Source organism: Microcoleus sp. A6-C6, assembly GCF_036705955.1.
Classification (GTDB): Bacteria; Cyanobacteriota; Cyanobacteriia; order Cyanobacteriales; family Microcoleaceae; genus Microcoleus.
This window is the reverse complement of record NZ_JAUBVR010000018.1, coordinates 1-20,158: the sequence shown is the minus strand read 5'-3', so window position 1 is coordinate 20,158 and position 20,158 is coordinate 1. Positions and strand designations below refer to the sequence as shown.

Annotated in this window: 13 protein-coding genes, 3 tRNA genes and 2 pseudogenes; 11 read left to right on the top strand and 7 right to left on the bottom strand. The window is 47.3% G+C overall.

What is annotated here, in order from left to right; translation table 11 throughout:
- Positions 1 to 16 precede the first annotated feature (16 nt).
- Positions 17 to 934 carry a fructosamine kinase family protein gene (locus QUB52_RS10045; protein WP_332973087.1) on the bottom strand — a complete coding sequence of 306 codons (918 nt, stop codon included), beginning with the start codon at positions 932 to 934 and terminating at the stop codon, positions 17 to 19.
- 325 nt (positions 935 to 1,259) lie between these two features.
- On the opposite strand from QUB52_RS10045, the gene QUB52_RS10040 reads away from it, so the two are divergent.
- Both QUB52_RS10040 and QUB52_RS10035 read left to right on the top strand, forming a co-directional pair.
- Positions 1,260 to 4,532, top strand: a complete 3,273-nt coding sequence (locus tag QUB52_RS10040) for a DEAD/DEAH box helicase (RefSeq protein WP_332973086.1) — start codon at positions 1,260 to 1,262, stop codon at positions 4,530 to 4,532.
- A 134-nt stretch (positions 4,533 to 4,666) separates the two neighbouring features.
- Entirely contained in the window at positions 4,667 to 5,491 is an 825-nt protein-coding gene (locus tag QUB52_RS10035; protein ID WP_332973085.1) for an SWIM zinc finger family protein, read from the top strand.
- 300 nt (positions 5,492 to 5,791) lie between these two features.
- Here QUB52_RS10035 and QUB52_RS10030 read toward each other — a convergent pair whose 3' ends face one another.
- The gene (locus QUB52_RS10030) at positions 5,792 to 5,983 is read right to left on the bottom strand and encodes a hypothetical protein (protein WP_332973084.1); all 192 of its coding nucleotides are present in this window, start codon (positions 5,981 to 5,983) and stop codon (positions 5,792 to 5,794) included.
- A gap of 131 nt (positions 5,984 to 6,114) precedes the next feature.
- On the opposite strand from QUB52_RS10030, the gene QUB52_RS10025 reads away from it, so the two are divergent.
- The gene (locus tag QUB52_RS10025) at positions 6,115 to 7,818 is read left to right on the top strand and encodes a lipoxygenase family protein (protein WP_265233244.1); all 1,704 of its coding nucleotides are present in this window, start codon (positions 6,115 to 6,117) and stop codon (positions 7,816 to 7,818) included.
- Positions 7,819 to 7,995: 177 nt separating this feature from the next.
- Here QUB52_RS10025 and QUB52_RS10020 read toward each other — a convergent pair whose 3' ends face one another.
- From QUB52_RS10020 to QUB52_RS10005, 4 genes are all read right to left on the bottom strand, one after another.
- Positions 7,996 to 9,108, bottom strand: a complete 1,113-nt coding sequence (locus QUB52_RS10020) for a fatty acid desaturase family protein (protein ID WP_321161488.1) — start codon at positions 9,106 to 9,108, stop codon at positions 7,996 to 7,998.
- Between the two features lie 529 nt (positions 9,109 to 9,637).
- Positions 9,638 to 10,903 carry a glutamate-5-semialdehyde dehydrogenase gene (locus QUB52_RS10015; protein ID WP_332966231.1) on the bottom strand — a complete coding sequence of 422 codons (1,266 nt, stop codon included), beginning with the start codon at positions 10,901 to 10,903 and terminating at the stop codon, positions 9,638 to 9,640.
- A 4-nt stretch (positions 10,904 to 10,907) separates the two neighbouring features.
- Positions 10,908 to 11,312: a hypothetical protein gene (locus QUB52_RS10010; protein WP_265233247.1), complete on the bottom strand. Its 405-nt coding sequence runs from the start codon at positions 11,310 to 11,312 to the stop codon at positions 10,908 to 10,910.
- A gap of 249 nt (positions 11,313 to 11,561) precedes the next feature.
- Positions 11,562 to 11,633 (bottom strand) — tRNA-Gly (locus QUB52_RS10005).
- Positions 11,634 to 11,854: 221 nt separating this feature from the next.
- Here QUB52_RS10005 and QUB52_RS10000 point away from each other — a divergent pair.
- From QUB52_RS10000 to QUB52_RS09965, 8 genes and pseudogenes are all read left to right on the top strand, one after another.
- Complete coding sequence (locus QUB52_RS10000) at positions 11,855 to 11,995, top strand: hypothetical protein (protein WP_265233248.1); 141 nt, start codon at positions 11,855 to 11,857, stop codon at positions 11,993 to 11,995.
- Between the two features lie 38 nt (positions 11,996 to 12,033).
- Positions 12,034 to 12,191 (top strand): annotated as a pseudogene (locus QUB52_RS09995) (IS1 family transposase); the annotation flags it as partial.
- Between the two features lie 131 nt (positions 12,192 to 12,322).
- Positions 12,323 to 14,623, top strand: coding sequence for a family 2 encapsulin nanocompartment cargo protein terpene cyclase (locus tag QUB52_RS09990; RefSeq protein WP_265233249.1), 2,301 nt, complete (start codon positions 12,323 to 12,325; stop codon positions 14,621 to 14,623).
- An 86-nt stretch (positions 14,624 to 14,709) separates the two neighbouring features.
- The gene (locus QUB52_RS09985; RefSeq protein WP_265233250.1) at positions 14,710 to 16,119 is read left to right on the top strand and encodes a family 2B encapsulin nanocompartment shell protein; all 1,410 of its coding nucleotides are present in this window, start codon (positions 14,710 to 14,712) and stop codon (positions 16,117 to 16,119) included.
- 148 nt (positions 16,120 to 16,267) lie between these two features.
- Complete coding sequence (locus QUB52_RS09980; RefSeq protein ID WP_332973083.1) at positions 16,268 to 17,674, top strand: family 2B encapsulin nanocompartment shell protein; 1,407 nt, start codon at positions 16,268 to 16,270, stop codon at positions 17,672 to 17,674.
- A gap of 500 nt (positions 17,675 to 18,174) precedes the next feature.
- The gene (gene crtE / locus QUB52_RS09975; protein WP_332973113.1) at positions 18,175 to 19,161 is read left to right on the top strand and encodes a geranylgeranyl diphosphate synthase CrtE; all 987 of its coding nucleotides are present in this window, start codon (positions 18,175 to 18,177) and stop codon (positions 19,159 to 19,161) included.
- 290 nt (positions 19,162 to 19,451) lie between these two features.
- Positions 19,452 to 19,536: transfer RNA gene (locus QUB52_RS09970), tRNA-Tyr, on the top strand.
- A 57-nt stretch (positions 19,537 to 19,593) separates the two neighbouring features.
- Positions 19,594 to 19,665, top strand: a tRNA-Thr gene (locus QUB52_RS09965).
- 62 nt (positions 19,666 to 19,727) lie between these two features.
- On the opposite strand, the pseudogene QUB52_RS09960 reads toward QUB52_RS09965, so the two are convergent.
- Positions 19,728 to 20,063, bottom strand: a pseudogene (locus QUB52_RS09960) (M23 family metallopeptidase); the annotation flags it as partial.
- Positions 20,064 to 20,158: the final 95 nt, after the last annotated feature.

Here is a 20,158-nt window from a genome sequence, read left to right as displayed (position 1 = left end):
AATTAATATTGAAATCTTAACCCAAAATTCTATTAATCATTTGATTAGCCTGCGACTCGTAACTCCCGCCGAACAAATTAAAGTGATTCAAAATATGATATAAATTGTAAAGTATTTTGCGTCTTTCATAGCCTGAATCTAGCAACCAAACCTCATTATAACCCCGATAAAACGCTGCGGAAAAACCCCCGAATAGTTCAGTCATGGCAATATCGACTTCTCTGTCGCCCCAATAAGCAGCCGGGTCAAAAATTACCGGTTCCCCCGCCGCAGTTACCGACGCATTTCCTCCCCACAAATCCCCGTGAATCAGCGAAGGTTGAGGCTTGTAACCATCCAACAACTTCGGAATAGCTGCTAGCAAGCTTTCCCCCCGACTGAAATTTCCGCCCCGACGATTAGCCAACTTTAACTGATAGCCAATCCGATGTTCGGCCCAAAATTTCGCCCAGTCAGCAGTCCATTGATTAATTTGAGGAGTTGAGCCGATCGTATTATTAACACTCCAACCAAAACGTCCCCTCCACAAGCTATCATTAGGCTCTTCCCTCCCCATTGCCAAAGGTGGATTCGGGGGGATGTATTTGTGCATTTGAGCCAGTTTCCGCCCCATTTCTGACCAAGCTATCTCGCCCCCGCCACTTCGCAAATCCAGCCATTCCAACACAATATAAGCAGAATTGCCTTCAGTTCCCCAGCAAATCGGTTCAGGAACGCGAATCGTCTGAGTTTCTCCCATTTGCTGCAAACCCAAAGTCTCAGCTTCAAACATCGCGACTTGGGAAGCTTGATTTATTTTCGCGAAATAAGTGCGCTTACTACTGCTGATAGCATAGCCTTGGTTGATGCAGCCGCCGCTGACTGAACGGCGGTTGTCGATGGAAAATGTTTCTCCGGTTGCTTCAGAGATGTGCGCGGCAATTTTGTCCCACATAGCATCAAATTGTCTTGAGGGCGATCGCCATTAGTTTATCTGACTGCGGACACTTTACTGTTGATATTTTTGGTTAATTTGTCGATCGAACTTTGCCTCCGGGCCACCATAACTCACGCCACAGTCAAGAAGACTAGGCGGTTGAAAGCGCGTCTACACAAGCAAAACCCGGATGGTGCGCGGGTTAAAGATAGCACGGTAAAATTATGTTATTATCTTTAGTCCCTCTGATCTGGGACATTGTTTGTATAGGCGCGGTTTCAACCGCCGTCTTATCTAATTTCATGATATGATAGGCTGCCAAAGGTTGCATTTGGTATAACCTATGAAAATCCTCCACGGCACTTGGATTCCTCAAACAGAAGAAAGTTTTGTTCAAGCTGGAACGTTTTGTCTTTGGGTTGAAACTACTGAAAAGAAAAAGCAGCGTGCTAAGGCTCATCCCCGACAATTGGAGACGGCACAGTTAACAGAGTTTCTAACGAAAGAAGCCGGGATTCAACTGTCACCAGTCAGCAATACAAGTGCTATGGGGCTAGAATACGCGATCGCCCCTCGGTATTTTTTACTGCCCACTGCCGACAAGCAGCCGTTACCCTCTTTAGAGTTAGCGCGATATTTAGAGACAGAATTACCCGAAACATTTGAGTTGGAATATTGGGAAGTGGATTGTATTCCCATCGCTACCCACACTTTGACTAAAGTATTGAATGATTTGCATTTTTTCGCCCTCTACGATTTAGCAGAAGTTCAGTTTGGTTCAGACTTGCTGTTTTGGTATCACTACACCCAATTTTTTAAACAAATTGTTCTGAAAGATCATTATATTCCGGCGTTGCGCTATCGAGAAACTGCTCCGATCGCGATCGCACCCATCGAAACATCAGAACCCGCCGCAAAAGCCCCGCGCGGGCGCAAGAAAGCCGATGAAACAAAAACAACCGCAAAAACTGCAAAAACTACTAAAACAACTGCCAAGACTGCACCAAGCTTTGAGATTTATCCGGGATGGGAAATTGTTTCAGCGCAGTACGAAACTGATTTACAACGCTATGTTGAATGGATGCCTCTAGTTTGTGCGTCGGGTTTTAACAAGCTCAAACTAGCAGATATGACGCCAAAGTTCTACGATCGCGAAATGTTGTTGCGGCATTTTTCAGAATGTGCGATCGCCGAAATTGTCACTCAAACCCCGATTCCAGCATCGTTTGAAAATAAGATTGCGGATTCTTTACTCCAAATCTGCCTCAACCAAACACGAAAAATCGCGAAAGTCAGCCTAGAGCAATATCGACAATGGCAAACCTGGCGCGATCGCATTACCCGCAATCAATCTGCTGACTCATTCTCCCTTTGCTTTCAATTGCAATCCCCCAAAAACCCCGAACAGCCTTGGGTTCTAGAGTTTCAGGTGGCGGCAAAACAAGATCCATCTGTGCGGGTGCCGTTGCAGGATTATTGGCGATCGCGATCGACTCAACAAAAACAGTTACAGAAACAATTCGGCGACAACTTCGAGCAACATTTGCTGACAAATCTTGGTTACGCAGCGCGCATTTATCCCCAGCTTTGGAATGGACTAGAAACCGACAAACCTGTTAACATTTCCCTCAGCTTAGATGATGCCTTTACCTTCCTCAGCGAGTCCGCTTGGGTACTAGAAGATGCCGGATATAAGGTGATTGTGCCGGCTTGGTGGACTCCGAAGGGACGACAGCGGGCGAAGATTCGGCTGCAAGTCAAGGGCAGCAGTCAGAAAAGCGCTGCAATCAAGGGTAAGGGATTGTTTTCAGCGAACTCCTTGGTGGAATATCAGTATGAATTGGCGATCGGAGGCGATCGGGTTAGCGAACAAGAATGGGAGGCCTTAGTTAATAGTAAAACGCCGCTGGTGCAGTTCCGAGGACAATGGATGGAACTGGACAAAGATAAAATGCAGGAGATGCTGGAGTTTTGGAAAAAACATCGCGAAGAGAATCCCGATGTCAGCCTGATTGACTTTATGAAGTTGACGGCCCAAGGAGAAGCTAGTGAAGAGTTGGAGGTAGAGCGCGATCAAGCTTTATCGGATATGTTGGAGAAGCTGCACGATAAGAGTAGGCTCGAATTAATTACAGATCCAGTACGGTTTCAGGGTAAGTTAAGGGATTATCAAAAGCGCGGTGTTTCTTGGTTAAGTTATTTGGAAAGCTTGGGATTAAATGGCTGTCTTGCCGACGATATGGGTTTGGGTAAATCGGCGCAGGTAATTGCTCGATTATTGCAAGAACGGGAAGTTTTATCTACTACTAAAAATAGCAAAGATGCGGTTTTACCCACGCTGTTAATTGCCCCAACTTCCGTAGTTGGCAATTGGCAAAAGGAAATGGAAAAATTTGCTCCAGAATTGCGATCGCTGATTCACCACGGCCCTGGGCGCTTGCAAGATGCCAAAGCATTTAAAGCCGCCGTCCAAGATTGCGATATGTTGATTACTTCGTTTACTTTGGCGCGCAAAGATGAGAAGCTGTTGAGCAGTGTTGAGTGGCATCGCTTGGTAATTGATGAAGCGCAGAATATTAAAAATCCGAAGGCGGCGCAAACCAAGGCAATTTTAAAGTTGCCGGCTACCCATCGGTTGGCGCTGACTGGAACACCTGTAGAAAATCGCTTGTTGGATTTATGGTCAATTTTTAATTTCCTCAATCCCGGATATTTGGGAAAAGAGGCGCAGTTTCGGAAGTTGTTTGAGTTACCGATTCAAAAACATGGAAGTCGCACGCAATCAGCAGCGCTGAAAAAATTAGTAGAACCTTTTATTCTGCGCCGCCTGAAAACGGATAAGTCAATTATTCAGGATCTCCCTGACAAAGTTGAGCAAAAACTATACTGTAATCTCACCCGCGAGCAAGCTTCCTTGTATGAAGCCATTGTGAAAGAGGTAGAGCAAGAAATTGACGCGGCTGACGGGATGAAGCGCAAGGGGATGATTTTGGCGACGCTGCTGAAGCTGAAGCAAATTTGCAACCATCCGCGCCAGTTTTTGCAGGATGGAAGTGAGTTTACACCGGAGCGATCGCACAAATTGGAACGGCTGATCGAAATGATTGAGGAAGTGAAAGCTGAAGGCGAAAGTTTATTGGTATTTACGCAGTTTACAGAATTGGGAAGTGCGTTGGAAAAATACATCAAACAGACTTTACATTATAACACTTATTACATCCACGGGGGAACGAGTCGCGAAAAACGGGAACGGATGATTTCAGAGTTTCAAGATCCAGAATCAGAACCTTCGGTATTTATTTTGTCACTGAAGGCTGGCGGCGTTGGAATTACGCTAACAAAAGCTAATCATGTGTTCCATTTCGATCGTTGGTGGAATCCGGCGGTGGAAGATCAGGCGACTGATCGGGCGTTTCGGATCGGACAAGAAAAAAATGTGTTTGTGCATAAGTTTGTGGCAATTGGCACGTTAGAAGAAAAGATTGACCAAATGATTGAGGACAAAAAGCAATTGGCAGGCTCAATTATTGGTGCTGATGAGTCGTGGTTGACTGAGTTGGATAATGAGGCATTTAAGAAGTTAATTAGGCTGAATAAAAATGCAGTTTTAGATTAGGAGAGGGGAGATTGGGAGAGGGGGAGATTGGGAGAGGGGGAGATTGGGAGAGGGGGAGATTGGGAGAGGGGGAGAGGGGGAGATTGGGATTTTTGAGATTCATCGAAATATACAATTTAAATGCAGAACAGCTTATGTCACAATTTACTCGGACTTGGTGGGGGAATGAATTTATCAGCGCGCTGGAAAAGTTTACCGATTCTGGACGACTGGGGCGGGGACGTTCCTATGCAAAAAATGGTAAGGTAAAAAGCTTTAAAATGAATGATGGCTTAGTGATAGCAGAGGTGAGAGGATCGGTTAATCCTTATTTTGAGGTTTATAAGGAGCCGCTGTACAAAACTAAAATTGAGTTTGAGCCGATTAGTCAGGCAAAGTGGAAAGTGGCGATCGCCCAAATGGCATCGAAAGCCAGTTTCATTTCCCGGCTGTTGCTCAACGAAATGCCCGACAATATTGAAAAGGCTTTTTCACCCTTCGGATTGCATCTTTTACCCAGCAGCCGTGAGGATTTTAAAACGACTTGCTCTTGTCCAGACTATAGTAATCCCTGCAAACATATTGCGGGAGTTTATTATTTGGTGGCGGCCGAATTGGACAAAGATCCGTTTTTACTGTTTGAATTACGGGGACTTTCTAAGGAAGTGCTGCACCGCGAATTGGCAAAAACGCCTTTGGGAATGGCGCTTTCTGCTGAGTTGACGGCGGATGCAGCGGCCCCTGTGGCGGTTAATTCCTATTACACGCGGGCGATCGCGAATGAAGCGCAAACAATTAGCCTGAGAGAGTTTTGGCACGGTGCGAAGCGGTTGCCGCAGACGATTGAGGTGGGGGTGCAAAGTGGCGTAAGTGCGATCGTGGTCAAGAAACAGGGAGATTTTCCGCCGTTTTGGCAAAAGGATGGTTCGTTTATTGAGGCGATGGAAGAGCTATATATGCGGGTGAAAAAGAATAAGTAGTAGGCGTGAGGCGTTATTTTACTGTTGCTCTCTGATTGCTGATTCACGGTATGAATGAACTTCTAAGCAAAGACGCAAAGGCGCAAATAGTCTGTCTTAGGCAAAGACTAATACCAATTTGACAAAAGATTGCTACACAATAAATTTTGTGTTTCTTTATGAACCTATTGCGATCAGGTGCGTCGCTGTTAAATTGTCGATATGTAGCTAGAGATTGTTGGTGGCGACACACCCTACGACTACTGTTCCAATTTTACTTTCTTGGTATTCATTATCGTTAGATAACCGAACATGAACTCATTAGATTGACTTGAACCAAGGGAAACCGAAGCTACTGTTGCAGAGATTCTTTGAATTAGGATAAATTTCGCTTTGCTCTATGGCTTTGAGTTCGGGATGCAGCTTGACTGAGTATCCCAAAATCCCCGTACTTGGAGAGCTGCGAGTGGTAGCAGCAACATCAGTCGAAACTGTCCGGATCACAATTACCATCTACGAATTATGATAGTATCAAGTTCTATTATATAGTCACAAAATTCAGTTCATCCCATCCTCGTTTAGTGGTAATTTTTACCTATATGTTACTAAAAAACAAGGGTGAAATTTAATAACTGGTAAAAATCATGAAACCTTCCCTTCCTCAAGACGATCTGAACAAACAACAGCGCACCGATTACTTAACTCGCCAGCAACAAGCTTATCAGTTTGACTATAACAGTTTATCACCTTTGGCATTATTAAAAAGCGTGCCAGCGATCGAGAATTTTTCGAGCGACTATATTGGAGAACGAATACTAGCAACCGCTGAACTTCCTGTAAATATGTTGGCAGTCCAGGCGAGATCTTTTCTAGATCCTCTCGACGAACTCCAAGACTATAAAGACTTCTTTCCCGTGCTGCGGCTGCCTCAAGTTGCAAAGACTTACCAAACCGATCGCTCTTTTGCCGAACAGCGCTTGTCTGGGGCAAATCCGCTGGTGCTCCGCCTCTTAGATCCCAGCGATCCCCGCGCAGAAATCGTCACAAAACTGGCAACCGCGCAGCCATTATTGGAGCTCCCCACACTGTTACGGGAAAAAAGTATTTACATTGCCGATTACACAGGTACTGACCCAAACTATCGCACGCCTGCTCGAATTCAAGGAGGAACCTATGAAAAGGGCAGGAAATACTTGCCGAAACCCCGTGCTTTCTTCGCTTGGCGGTGGACGGGAGTGCGCGATCGCGGTGAAATGGCACCCATTGCCATTCAACTAGACCCCAAACCGGGCAGCCATATCTACACGCCATCCGATCCGCCCCTGGATTGGTTGTTTGCCAAAGTCTGCGTGCAGATAGCAGATGCCAATCACCACGAAATGAGCTCGCATTTAGGTCGAACCCATCTTGTCATGGAACCGATCGCGATCGTCACAGCCCGACAGTTAGCTGAAAATCATCCCCTCAGCTTACTGCTCAAACCCCACTTCCGCTTCATGTTGACCAACAACAATCTCGCACGCACTCAGTTGATCAGTTCTGGAGGCCCAGTTGATGAGTTGCTGGCAGGAACCTTGGCAGAAACGATCGAAATCAGCAGAGAAGCTTGCACTACCTGGAGTCTCGATCAATTTGCGTTCCCAACCGAACTTAAAAATCGGGAAATGGACAACACAACTCAACTACCTCACTACCCTTACCGAGATGATGGATTGCTGCTTTGGAACGCAATTAAAACCTTTGTATCCGGCTATCTCAACTACTTTTACCCGACGAAGGAGACAATTGCAGAGGATAGCGAACTGCAACGCTGGGCGCAAGAATTATCCTCAGATACAGGGGGTAAAGTCAAAGGAATGCCACAGCGCATTGACGATGTTCAACAATTGATTGAAATTGTCACAACAGTGATTTTTACCTGCGGGCCGCAGCATTCGGCTGTGAATTACACCCAGCATCAATACATGAGTTTTGCCGCCAATATGCCTTTGGCTGCCTACCGGGATATTCCGGCAATTCTCAAGCCAGATATTCCAGAAGTAATGACGGAACAGAAGCTTCTACAGTTGCTTCCGCCCTACAAACGAGCGGCAGACCAACTGCAAATTCTGTTTACTTTGTCAGCTTATAAATATGACCGTTTGGGTTATTACGATAGATCTTTCCGAGAACTCTACCGTGCCACCTTCGACGAAGTTTTTGAGGGAACTCCCATTCAACAGTTAGTCAGACAGTTCCAGCAAGATTTGAATATCGCAGAACAGAAGATTGATGCCAACAATAAAAAGCGATTAGTGCCATATATTGCTCTCAAACCTTCTTTAGTGATCAATAGCATCAGTATGTAATACCAAATCCGGGTTAAAAACCGCTGATCCTACTCGGCGGTTAAAACCGCCTCTATACAAACAAAGAGTCGGCGGTTGAAACCGCTTCTTGTCAAACGAAGTCCGCCTTCACGGACTGAAGAATCAAGTACCAGCCGTGGGTGCGCGGGCGCACCTTACTTTTAAAACATGACTAAATCAGCCTTTGTATTCTTCCAGAATACTGCAATTCACGGACATTTCTCCTAATGAATCAGTGAAGGTTACTTCATCTTTGTAATGCCGGGGTGTTTCCCTAAGCAACCGCCAAGCTTCTCCAGCATCAATTAAATTCATCCGATCGGGATAGTGAATTTGTAACAATTCTTGCACCATCGGGTAATAGTTTGAGTTGATGCTGGGGAAAATGTGATGTTCTGTGTGGTAGGAAAAATTCAAGTGCAGCAGGTCAAATATTTTAGGAACTCGCAGCGAAGCACTATTGATCAGCGGGTCATTAATGCTGGTCATCCGGCAACCCATGTGGTTGGTGTAGATGTAAAACATTGCTCCTGCATGACCAAGTGCGATCGGCAAAATGTACGCCAGAGTAACTTTAATCGGGTTAAAGTCTAGGTAAAACAAGATGCTGAGATGAATTCCTAGGATTCCCAGACATTCTAGGGCGATTGTCGATCGATCTTTCGGACTAACTGTAAACGCAGCCGGTACGTAATCCACAGATTTATCGTTGAATAACAACACCGAGGACACGTTGCGGAAGTTATGCACTGTCCACGATCCGGCCATTCCGACAATCAACCACAGCGGATTGACTTCTACCGACGGTACAAATAAATTTTGAATCCATTTTCCCCAAGTATCCGGTTGCTGGTACAGGTAATTGCGATCGGGGTCTGCTAAGGAATTTGTGGTATTGTGGTGTACGAGGTTGTGCAGGGATTTCCACTGAGTGGGTGGCATCAATAGCATACTTAGACCTAAAAAGGCGATCGGATAAGTCAGCCAAGACTTTTTCTGAACGCTACCGTGCATCAAGTCGTGGGAGCTAAATAGCAAAACTATGATACTATTGCCCATAATCGCGGCTAAAGGTAAGTAAAGCCATAAAAGATAGACAGGCCAGCGATCGAGATAGTCGGCAATCCCCCATCCCAACAATAAAATTCCCAGATTGATTAAGAGTATTGTTAACTTGCTAGGATCGGGTTCAAAAGCCTCTGGTGGCAGCAGCGGACGCAATTTTTTAATGTATGTCGATTGATTAATTAGCGTTTCGCGATCGACTGTCTCGTCTGAAGAAATGAGCATTTTTTCTGAATTCATTGTTTGCTAATTACACCCTAATTTCAGTCAGATTGTTTTTCCTTTTTTAATTATATCGACTTTGTGATAATTTAGGATTGGCAAATCATGATTTTGTGAAATTTATAACTGTTACCCAGACGTTTGACACATATAGCAGTTGACAGTTGACAGTTGCATAATGGGAATCAAATTATTGATGTTTGACGGGTATCGGCTCTATTCATTCCGGTTATTTATGTCCTCACCGATGTGGCAGTTGCTATATCATAAAAACGTAATTATTGGAAGTTTTTAATTCTCAGCCGTATAGAAAATCAAATCAAGCCACAAAAATATATCCTATTGCTCTAGATTTGGAATCTCATGTCATCTCCGATCGATCGCCTACAATAATTTTTTTTCGTAGTACGGCTATTAGTCTTTGTTTACTAAAAGCCGACTGATAGGACTGAACTCCTCACTACAAAGTTTGTTTAAAAAAGATGCTCTCTCTTAAATTCCATTCAACAGCTAAGCCGGAGAACATAACTCCTTAAAATTGTCCGTTACCTTGAACAATTTCTTTAATTGTCGTCAGCGTATCTAGCCCGATCAATCCTCGACGATAGCCTTTTTGGTTGGACATTCCCAAAAATATCGCATCTCCCTGATTTTGATAGCGCCAAAACCGAGGCGAGGCATTAATAAAAGTAGAGGCGCTGTTCACATCCAGAGCAAATTGGCGGCTTTCTAGGTAAGATTCAGTGGCGATGCAGTCAGCGTGGCCACTGCTGTAGCGGTTGATCCAGCCGATCGCACTTTCTAGACTATCAACAACTTTAAACGCGATGGTTTTGTTTAAATAAGGTTGAGTCCACTCGTAGGGTTCCGCCAGCTTCAACTCTGGGAAATCTGCGACGAGATCCGCGTCGGCGCTAATTTTAAAGCCTTTTTCTTTTAAACTATTCCACAGCCTGACTAAGGAAGAAGGCTTTTGGTTGCGATCGATCAACACTTTCTCGATCGCATTTACCTGATCGGGGACACTTTGATGGCTGTCCAAAATCATCCACCTTGCCATCTCCAAACTACCAGTCGGCGACCAATAGAGGTAACAATTGCCCATTGCCGATCGCAACACTGGCGCTGTGCACAGCCTTACCACCTGCTGCACCAAACTCGGTCTACCGTAGGGAATAATTAAATTGAGATATTGGTCTTGAGTGACCAAATCTCGGATCGAAGCGCCCCGATCCGGCGGGAGTACCTGCAAACATCCTGACGGCAAACCGACCTCATCGATCGCCGAAATCAAAGCTTCTCCAATTACAGCATTAGTTTGCCAGCTTTCGCTGCCACCTTTGAGAATCAAGCTGTTAGCGCTTTTGAGACACAAGCCAGCCGCGATCGCCCCCAACTCTGGAAACGCCTCGTAAATTAGCGCGATCGCCCCCAACGGCAGCGATTGACAGTATACCTGACAGCGATCGACCTGATAAGAAGCATTGATCACCCTGCCGATCGGATCTGGCATTTCCCCCAACCGTTCCAGAATTTGGACAGTTGTCTTAATCCGTTCGGGTGTCAGCTTCAGCCACTCCACAATCAACTCAGGAATCGCCATATCGCGACTCGCTTCTAGATCCAGAGTATTTGCTTCTAAAATGTCATTTTGGCGGCGTTTGAGTGCGATCGCCATCGCCTGCAAACCAGCAGCGCGATCCGTACTTTTTGTCGCCGCCAACTCCATAGAAGCTTGATAAGCGTGGCGGGCGACATTTGCCCCCTCTGATGAATGGCTAAAATCCTCTATGATCATTTAATTAACGCCTGTAAGCTAGCCATACCATCAACGCCGGCAGCATTGCTAGCAGCACAGCGACCATTGCCCACAGAATAACATTTGGGCCCGGCGAGTGTAGCGCCAGGGGCAACCAAATCACTATAGGCACCAAAATCATCCCCAGGGCCAGGGGCAAGTAGTGGGCTTTCAAACCCGGATTTGCTCTGTTCCAGTGCTCGCCAGTCCATCGCCAAGCCTGCTTGTAAGGATAGTTTGTTGATAGTTGCTCGATCACGTGTCCGCTTTCGTCCAACACAAATATTTGCTGACAACGGTTGCAGCCAAAGGCTTCTGTCAGTATTATCGGCACGAGACGACCCCTCCGCCGGCAAGGGCAGGGGTACTCATCGTTTAAGTCAATCTTTGGAGCTTTTTGGGATGGCACGGGCGATCGGATAAAAAAAGCGTTTTTGCAAAAATAATCGTTAACACATCTACTTAATCAGACTTTTCAATTCTGCCCAATTAAGACTTGTAACTGCCTGTTCCGAGCGATCGCCCGATCGACAATTTCTACTTGCAAGTTCTGGACTCAATTTTACCATCAACTTAGGTATTTTTAACCATTATCAAAGCAAAACCGAAAAGTTTCTTGCGATACTTTCCGGTTTTGTTTATTTTCTTGATTTTTCAAAGCGGGTGACGCGATTCGAACGCGCGACATTCACCTTGGCAAGGTGACGCTCTACCACTGAGCCACACCCGCATTTCCTGCGCACTTAAATATAATCTCTCACTTCTGGGGATTTGTCAAGTCTTTTTTGTAAGTTTTTTTTTCATAAACCCAGTCAAAGCGCCCCAATGCCTCTGCCAGCCTAAAATTCGAGCAGCCCGATTCTTAAAAAAATCAGTAATTGCATTGTTTTTGACCGTCATCCGCCGAAAGCAAAGCTACAATCAAGCTGCAATTGTGGGAGAACACTGCTCATGTCAGACTTAAATCGCGGAATCATGAAGTTCAAGGGAGCTGACAGCCCGATCGCGATCGCCATTTCGGCGATCGTCCTTGGCGGCGGCATCGGCTTCCTCATCTGGTGGGCGCTGCAATCAGCCTACACCTTCAGCTAAAAGACGAATAGAACGCAAAACCTAGAAAGCATTGCTCAGAAGGAGACCAGATTGTGAGCAAGACGTATATGACACGCCCGCCAGGGAGAGAACACTCTGTGGCGGCACTACTTGGCGCGGTTGCATCGCAAGACCTTGTGCTACTCCAAGTCTGCCCTTGATGTTGAAGCGATCGCTCCGCTTGCTGCTTCACTAATTGAAGGATGGGACAGTGCCTCGCTTAGCCAATTATAGTTTCAGCAACGACCTTTTTGGGGTATCGTTAACCAGGATTCAGAAGAAAAACAGCAACAAGAAGACCCGATCATAAAAGGTGAAGCGCAGATCATGCAACCTTTCAAACTCCCAGACTTTTATATGCCTTGGCCGGCGAGGCTCAACCCAAACCTGGAAGCAGCGCGATCGCATTCCAAGGCCTGGGCCTACGAGATGGGGATACTTGGCTCAGAAGAAGAAGCCCAAGGCGAGCCTATTTGGGATGAGCGCAAGTTTGACTCCCACGACTACGCCTTGCTTTGTTCCTATACCCATCCAGATGCCCCAGCAACAGAGCTTGACCTAGTAACCGACTGGTATGTCTGGGTGTTCTTCTTCGACGACCACTTCCTAGAAATCTACAAACGCAGCCAAGATATGGCAGGGGCAAAGGAGTATCTCGATCGACTCCCAGCATTCATGCCAGTGTACCCCACCGACACCCCTCCCGTTCCCACCAACCCCGTAGAGCGCGGCTTGGCAAACCTGTGGTCTCGCACCGCTTTTACTAAGTCTGTGGAATGGCGGAAGCGCTTCTTTGAGAGTACCAAGCACCTCTTGGAAGAGTCCATGTGGGAACTCGCCAATATCAACCAGAATCGGATTGCCAACCCGATCGAATATATCGAGATGCGGCGCAAAGTGGGCGGTGCCCCCTGGTCTGCGAATCTGGTGGAACACGCCGCCTTTGTAGAAGTTCCGGCGAAAATTGCCGCCACTCGACCGATGCGGGTGCTGAAAGACACCTTTGCCGATGGGGTGCATCTCCGCAACGACCTGTTCTCCTACCAGAGAGAAGTCGAAGAAGAAGGGGAGAATTCCAACTGCGTGTTGGTTTTGGAGCGCTTCTTGAATATCAGTACCCAAGAGGCAGCTAACCTGACCAACGAACTGTTAAGCTCGCGGTTATACCAGTTCGACAACACTGCTGTCACTGAGTTGCCCTCCCTGTTTGCGGAGTACGGTATAGACCCCGCAGAGCAGGTAAGCGTTCTGCTATATATCAAGGGACTTCAGGACTGGCAATCTGGGGGTCACGAGTGGCACATGAGATCCAGCCGCTACATGAACAAAACGGAAGCGGATAATTCTTCGACTCCTACGCTAACTCTGGGAGGGCCCACAGGGCTAGGCACATCGGCGACGCGGATCGAATCGTTATACGCCACCTTGGGTTTGGGGAGGTTCAAGAGCTTTACTCATACGCCATACAAGCCTGTCGGGCCAGTGAAACTGCCGAAGTTTTATATGCCCTTCTCTACCACGCTGAATCCCAATCTGGATACGGCGCGGAAGCATTCTAAGGAATGGGCGCGGCGGATGGGGATGCTGGCATCGCTACCGGGTATTCCCGATGCTTTCATCTGGAATGACCATAAATTTGATGTGGCTGACGTGGCTTTATGCGGGGCCTTGATCCATTCCAAAGGATCGGCCGACGAGCTAAATCTGACTGCCTGCTGGCTGGTCTGGGGAACCTATGCTGATGATTACTTCCCGGCTATCTACGGCAACCAACGGGATCTAATTGGGGCAAAAGTGTTCAACGCCAGACTAGGGGCGTTCATGCCTCTGGACGACTCCACACCTCCCGCCGTGCCGACTAATCCAGTAGAAATGGGCTTGGCAGATATTTGGTCTCGCACCGCTGGCCCGATGTCCTCTACCGCCCGGACTGAGTTCCGCCGCGCGATTCAGGATATGACAGATAGTTGGGTGTGGGAACTGGCTAACCAAGTGCAAAATCGGATTCCAGACCCGATCGATTATATTGAGATGCGTCGAAAGACCTTTGGCTCGGATTTGACCATGAGCCTGTCTCGACTATCCCAGGGCGGCGAGATTCCGCTGGAAATTTACTATAGCCGACCAATGCGATCGCTGGAAAATTCCGCCGCCGACTTTTCCTGTTTCACCAACGATATCTTCTCCTACCAGAAAGAAATCGAATTCGAGGGCGAAATCCATAACTGCGTGCTGGTTGTGCAGAATTTCCTCAACTGCGATATCCCCCAGGCTGTCGAGATTGTGAACAATCTGATGACGGCGCGGGCGCAACAGTTTCAACACATTGTTGCCACTGAATTGCCTGCCCTGTTCGATGATTTCAACCTGGATGAAAGTACCCGCAAGAAACTACTCGAATACGTTGAGAAATTAGAACAGTGGATGTGCGGCGTACTCAGGTGGCATATAACGGTAGACCGCTACAAGGAATTTGAATTGCGTAATAGTGCTTCCCCAATAGTGCGGCTGCTCAACGGGCCGACAGGACTGGGGACTTCGGCTGCAAGGCTTGTATCCTTGGTCGGCGCGAGCAGTTGCTCTAGCAATATTTCGTCAAACAATTCCGACCATTTTGTAGGAAAATAAGTTTTTCTGTTGTGTTTTTTTTGTGAGCATTCGGTCTAGTGAGACCGAGTAATTGTTTAGTAACCAGAAACGTAGAGGATTAAATTGTGACATATTCTAATGATTCGAGTCCCGATGTTGAAGGTCAACAACCCCAGTTAAGTTTAGGGACAGCCGCCGCCAGAAATTTGGCAACCACCACCAAATCTGCACCGCAGATGCAGGAAATTACATCCCGGTGGTTGTTGAAGCTGTTGCCGTGGGTACAGACAAAAGGTGGTGTGTTTCGCGTCAACCGTCGGTTGAGTTATACCGTGGGTGATGGACGAGTCACTTTCACCAACACTGGCGCAACGGTGCAGGTAATTCCACACGAACTCACCGAGTTGCCATTGCTGCGAGGGTTTGACAACGTTGATGTGTTGGCCGCCTTGGCGAACCAATTTGTGCAGCAGGAGTACGCCCCTGACGACATCATAGTTGAGCTGGGTCAGGCTGCCGATCGCATCATCCTAATTGCTCATGGCAAGGTGAACAAGATTGGTGCTGGCAAGTATGGCGATGAAGTCGTTGTGGATGTGCTTGCCGACGGCGACCATTTCGGCGATCGAACTGTGGTAGAGTCCGAGGACACCTGGCATTACACACTCAAGGCTGTTACCAGAACCATAGTGTTGTCGCTGCCCCAACAGGCATTTGAGCAACTGATGGGTCAGTCTGAGGAATTGCGTACTCATGTCGATCGGTTCCGCGCCCTCCAGAGTCAGCCCCAAACATCTCAAGGTGAAGCCGCCATTGAAGTGGCGACGGATCATGCTGAAGAGACTCCCTTAGCAGGAACCTTCGTTGATTACGATCTTTCTCCCCGCGAATATGAGTTGAGCATTGCTCAAACCGTGTTACGAGTAAGTACACGGGTCGCAGATTTGTACAACGAACCGATGAATCAGACCGAGCAACAATTACGGCTGACCGTCGAAGCATTACGAGAACGTCAAGAACACGAGTTGATCAATAACCGGGAATTCGGGTTGCTGCACAATGCCGACCTCAAACAGCGCATCCACAGCGCTAGCGGCACACCTAGTCCCGATGACATGGATGAATTGCTAGCAACGGTATGGAAGGAGCCGGCATTCTTCCTAGCTCACCCCCGCACGATCGCTGCCTTTGGTCGCGAGTGCAACCGCGTGGGTGTGTATCCCACCAGCATAGATATGAACGGCGCTCAAGTGACAGCTTGGCGCGGCGTACCGATTTTCCCCTGCAATAAGATCCCCGTCACCAAGGCCCGCACCAGTTCTATCCTCTTGCTCCGTACTGGTATGGAAAAACAAGGGGTGATCGGCTTACATCAAACTGGTATCCCAGATGAATACCAACCTAGCTTGTCTGTCCGCTTCATGGGCATCAGTGAAAAGGCCATCATCTCCTACCTCGTCACCGCCTACTACTCCGCAGCGGTGCTAGTTCCTGACGCACTCGGCATCCTCGAAGATGTCGAAATCGGGCGCTAAATATTCCTGAGAGGTTAAGGTAAACGAATTTTGTCAATAAGTAATTACGCTTAAAATCGAACGTAATTACTCATTGACAAAAGTGTTATTGCCTTAACCTCTTAATTATTTGAGCAGGCACTTTTGTTAGTAACTAGAGGATGAGGCAATGACTTATTCTAATGATTCGGGTTCTGATGTTGAGAGCGGACAATCTCAACTGAGTTTGGGTACAGCCGCCGCTAGAAATTTGGCAACAACCACCAAATCTGCACCGCAGATGCAGGAAATTACACCTCGGTGGTTGTTGAAGATGTTGCCGTGGGTGCAGACGAAGGGTGGCACCTATCGAGTCAACCGTCGGTTGACCTATACCGTGGCTGATGGGCGACTGACTTTCAGCAACACTGGAACGGTGGTGGAGGTGATTCCCCAAGAACTTTGTCAGTTGCCATTGCTGCGAGGGTTTAACGACACTGGAGTGTTGAGCGCCTTGGCTAGTAGGTTTGTGCAACAGGAGTTCGCGCCCGGTGACATCATCGTGCAGTCAGGTCAGCCAGCCGATCGCTTGTTCTTAATCGCTCATGGCAAGGTCAACAAGACGGTTGTTGGCAAGTATGGTGAGGAGCCTCTGCTGGATGGGCTGGCGGATGGCGACCATTTTGGCGATCGGGAGTTGGTGCAGTCAGAAAGCACTTGGAAGTTCACAATTAAGGCTGTCACCCGATGCACGGTATTGGCGCTACCACAACAGGCGTTTCGGGAAGCGATCGATCGGTCAGAGGCTTTGCAGGCTCATGTTGAGCAGTTGAGGATTCGTGCCCAACAACCACAGAATAAGCATGGTGAAGCTTTAATCGCGTTGTCTGCGGGTCATGTTGGGGAAACCGAGTTGCCAGGGACTTTCGTTGATTACGAACTCTCCCCCCGCGAATATCAGTTAAGCATTGCCCAGACTGTGTTGCGAGTCAATACTCGCGTTTCCGATCTGTACAATGAACCGATGAATCAGACGGAACAACAATTGCGGCTGACAGTCGAGGCATTGCGGGAACGGCAAGAACACGAGTTGATCAATAATCGGGAATTCGGGTTGCTGCACAATGCTGACCTGAAACAGCGCATCCACACCCGCAGCGGCCCCCCTACCCCTGACGATTTGGATGAATTGATTACCCGTCGGAGGAAGTCGAAGTTTTTCCTAGCTCATCCTAAAACTATTGCCGCCTTTAGTCGGCAGTGCAACCGTCTGGGTATCTCTACAGAAAGCATTGATATGAATGGAACCAAGGTAATTACTTGGCGCAATGTACCGATTCTGCCCTGTAACAAGATCCCGATTACCAAGAACCAGACCAGCTCGATTCTGGTGTTGCGGACTGGTGAGGAAGATCAGGGTGTAATTGGGCTACATCAAACGGGTATCCCGGACGAATATCAACCGAGTGTATCGGTGAGATTTATGGGTATCGATGAAAAGGCGATCGCCTCCTATCTCGTCACCGCCTACTACTCTGCCGCCGTCCTCGTCCCTGATGCCCTTGGTATTCTGGAAGATGTGGCGATCGGGCGCTAAGCGTTCCTTGATTTTGTGTTTGTGCTATTAGTCCACCCCACAAGCAAACAGCAATTAAAGCTTTATAGCAGTTCTCACAAAGATTAGGTATGCCAAAACCTGTGTTGCCCAGCTTTTTAAACTACAGCATATTCCAAGTTCAGGAACTACAGTAGCTGGAGCTTGTAACCCACATTCAGCACCCTCAACTATCACAATCGGTTTTTGCTTATTTTTATCGAGTAATTAAGTTTGAAATTATACTTTTGTAGCGCATATTTGCGGTGAATAACTTTTTGAAAGGCATAATTTATTACTTTAAAAATCGATTGTTGTGAGTAATTATACTGTGTGATACTAAGCGGGTGCGGAATGTGGGTTAGCATCGTATGTGCCACAAGGCTCGTAGAATGCTTAATTGAAGTGCTCTATTCCCAGTGCCTACGGCTTGAATGTCCGGTGAAGCGGCTGGCTGGTGGCTCAATTTAGCTCACATTAGAACAATTACAAAAAAACAAGAAATGATATTGGTAAATCAAACGTATTCGCCCCAACCGGAACCCTCTTTCGACTTATCGGTTTACCTAGCCGAACGGGGCGCGGATATCGAGATGGCTCTCGACAGTGCCGTTCCCGTCGTCACGGATCTTGAGAAAATCTATGAGGCGATGCGCTACTCACTGTTGGCGGGGGGTAAGCGCTTGCGCCCGATCCTGTGTTTGGCAAGCTGCGAACTGATTGGCGGGACTGTGGAAATGGCGATGCCGACGGCTTGTGCTTTGGAGATGATCCACAGGAAGTCGCTGATCCATAATGATTTGACAGGGATGGATCATGACGACTATCGGCGCGGTCAACTGACCAACCATAACGTTTATAGCGAGGCGATCGCTATTTTGACTGGGGATGGTCTTTTGGCTTATGCTTTTGAGTTGATTGCCGCTAAAACGCAGAATGTACCACCTCAGCAGGTGTTGCAGGTTATTGCTCACTTGGGCCGCGCTGCTGGAGCGACGGGATTGGTGGGAGGGCAGGTAGTCGATCTTGATTCGGAGGGAGTTTCAGAGGTTTCTGAGGAAACTCTTACTTTTATCCACACTCACAAAACAGGTGCACTTATAGAAGCTTCTGTGGTTTGTGGGGCTATGCTTGCTGGGGCAACGCCTAGTGATGTGCTACGGTTATCTCGCTATGGTCAGAATATTGGGTTGGCTTTCCAGATTGTTGATGACATTCTGGATATTACTGCGACTCAAGAGGAGTTGGGAAAAACTGCTGGCAAGGATGTGCAGGCAGTAAAGGTGACTTATCCGAGTTGGTGGGGAATTGAGGAATCTGAACGCCGTGCTAGACAATTGGTAGAGGCGGCTAAGGCCGAACTGGCAACCTTTGGGGAAAAAGCTGAACCTCTGATTGAGATCGCGGATTTTATTATTAGCCGCACTCTTGACGTGGTGACAACCCCGTCAAAAGCCCCACCAGTGGCGGATTTATCCAACTTGAGTTAAAAAAACATGGGGTCGAAATTGTTAAATGGCCCCATCTAGAAATAATGTTTCCTCAATTTTACCAGAGCCATCTAGAAAAAAAACTCAACCGGGCAGAATACGTGACTCTAAAGATTCTGGTATATCTGTTGCAGAGCCAAAAACAAGTTATTTTTGCCCCTTAAAGGGTATTCAATTTTCCCCTCTACCGCTAACTGGCTTATGTGTTCGGAACTTAATGATTAGAGTTTTAAATGTAATGTTGCAAAATTAAGATGAAGGTGCTACATTGTTTAACTGTGGGTACAAATGGGTCGGTGCCCGAGCGGTTAATGGGGGCGGACTGTAAATCCGCTGGCTACGCCTACGCTGGTTCAAATCCAGCCCGGCCCACCACAATTTAAATAAAAGTTAAAAATTAAAAATGTTAAATTAAAATTTTTAATCTTTTATGCCCGTGTAACTCAGGGGTAGAGTACCTCCTTGGTAAGGAGGAAGTCATGGGTTCAAATCCCATCACGGGCTTTTACTAAATCAAAGCATACAGAAGAATATTGGCGGTTGAATAAATAATTCAACCGTCCATCTTATCTTTCAACAGTAGCGGGCAAATAAAGCAGCGGATCTTCAGCCACCCAACCGGAACCCGAATTGTACCGAACTTCAAAATGCAAATGAGGTTGGGGAGTATCGCGTTTTCCCGTCATCCCCACAGTTGCCAAAATTTCTCCCGATCGCACTTTTTGACCAACTTTCACCGAAATATCTTTCAGATGAGCATAGCGCGTTTGCTTCCCCGCCTGATGGTTCACCACCACTAAATTCCCGTAATCCCCCTGCGGCCCCGCAAAGGCGACAGTCCCCCCGCCCGCCGCCAAAACCTGCGTACCCTCCGCTGTCAAAAAATCTACCCCGCTGTGGAAACCTAGACAAAGCTACTTATAGGTAGCCAATGTTAGACATCTACGTTGGTAATTTTAGTCCACAGTCCTAAAACTACAGGAATAAACGGCAATCC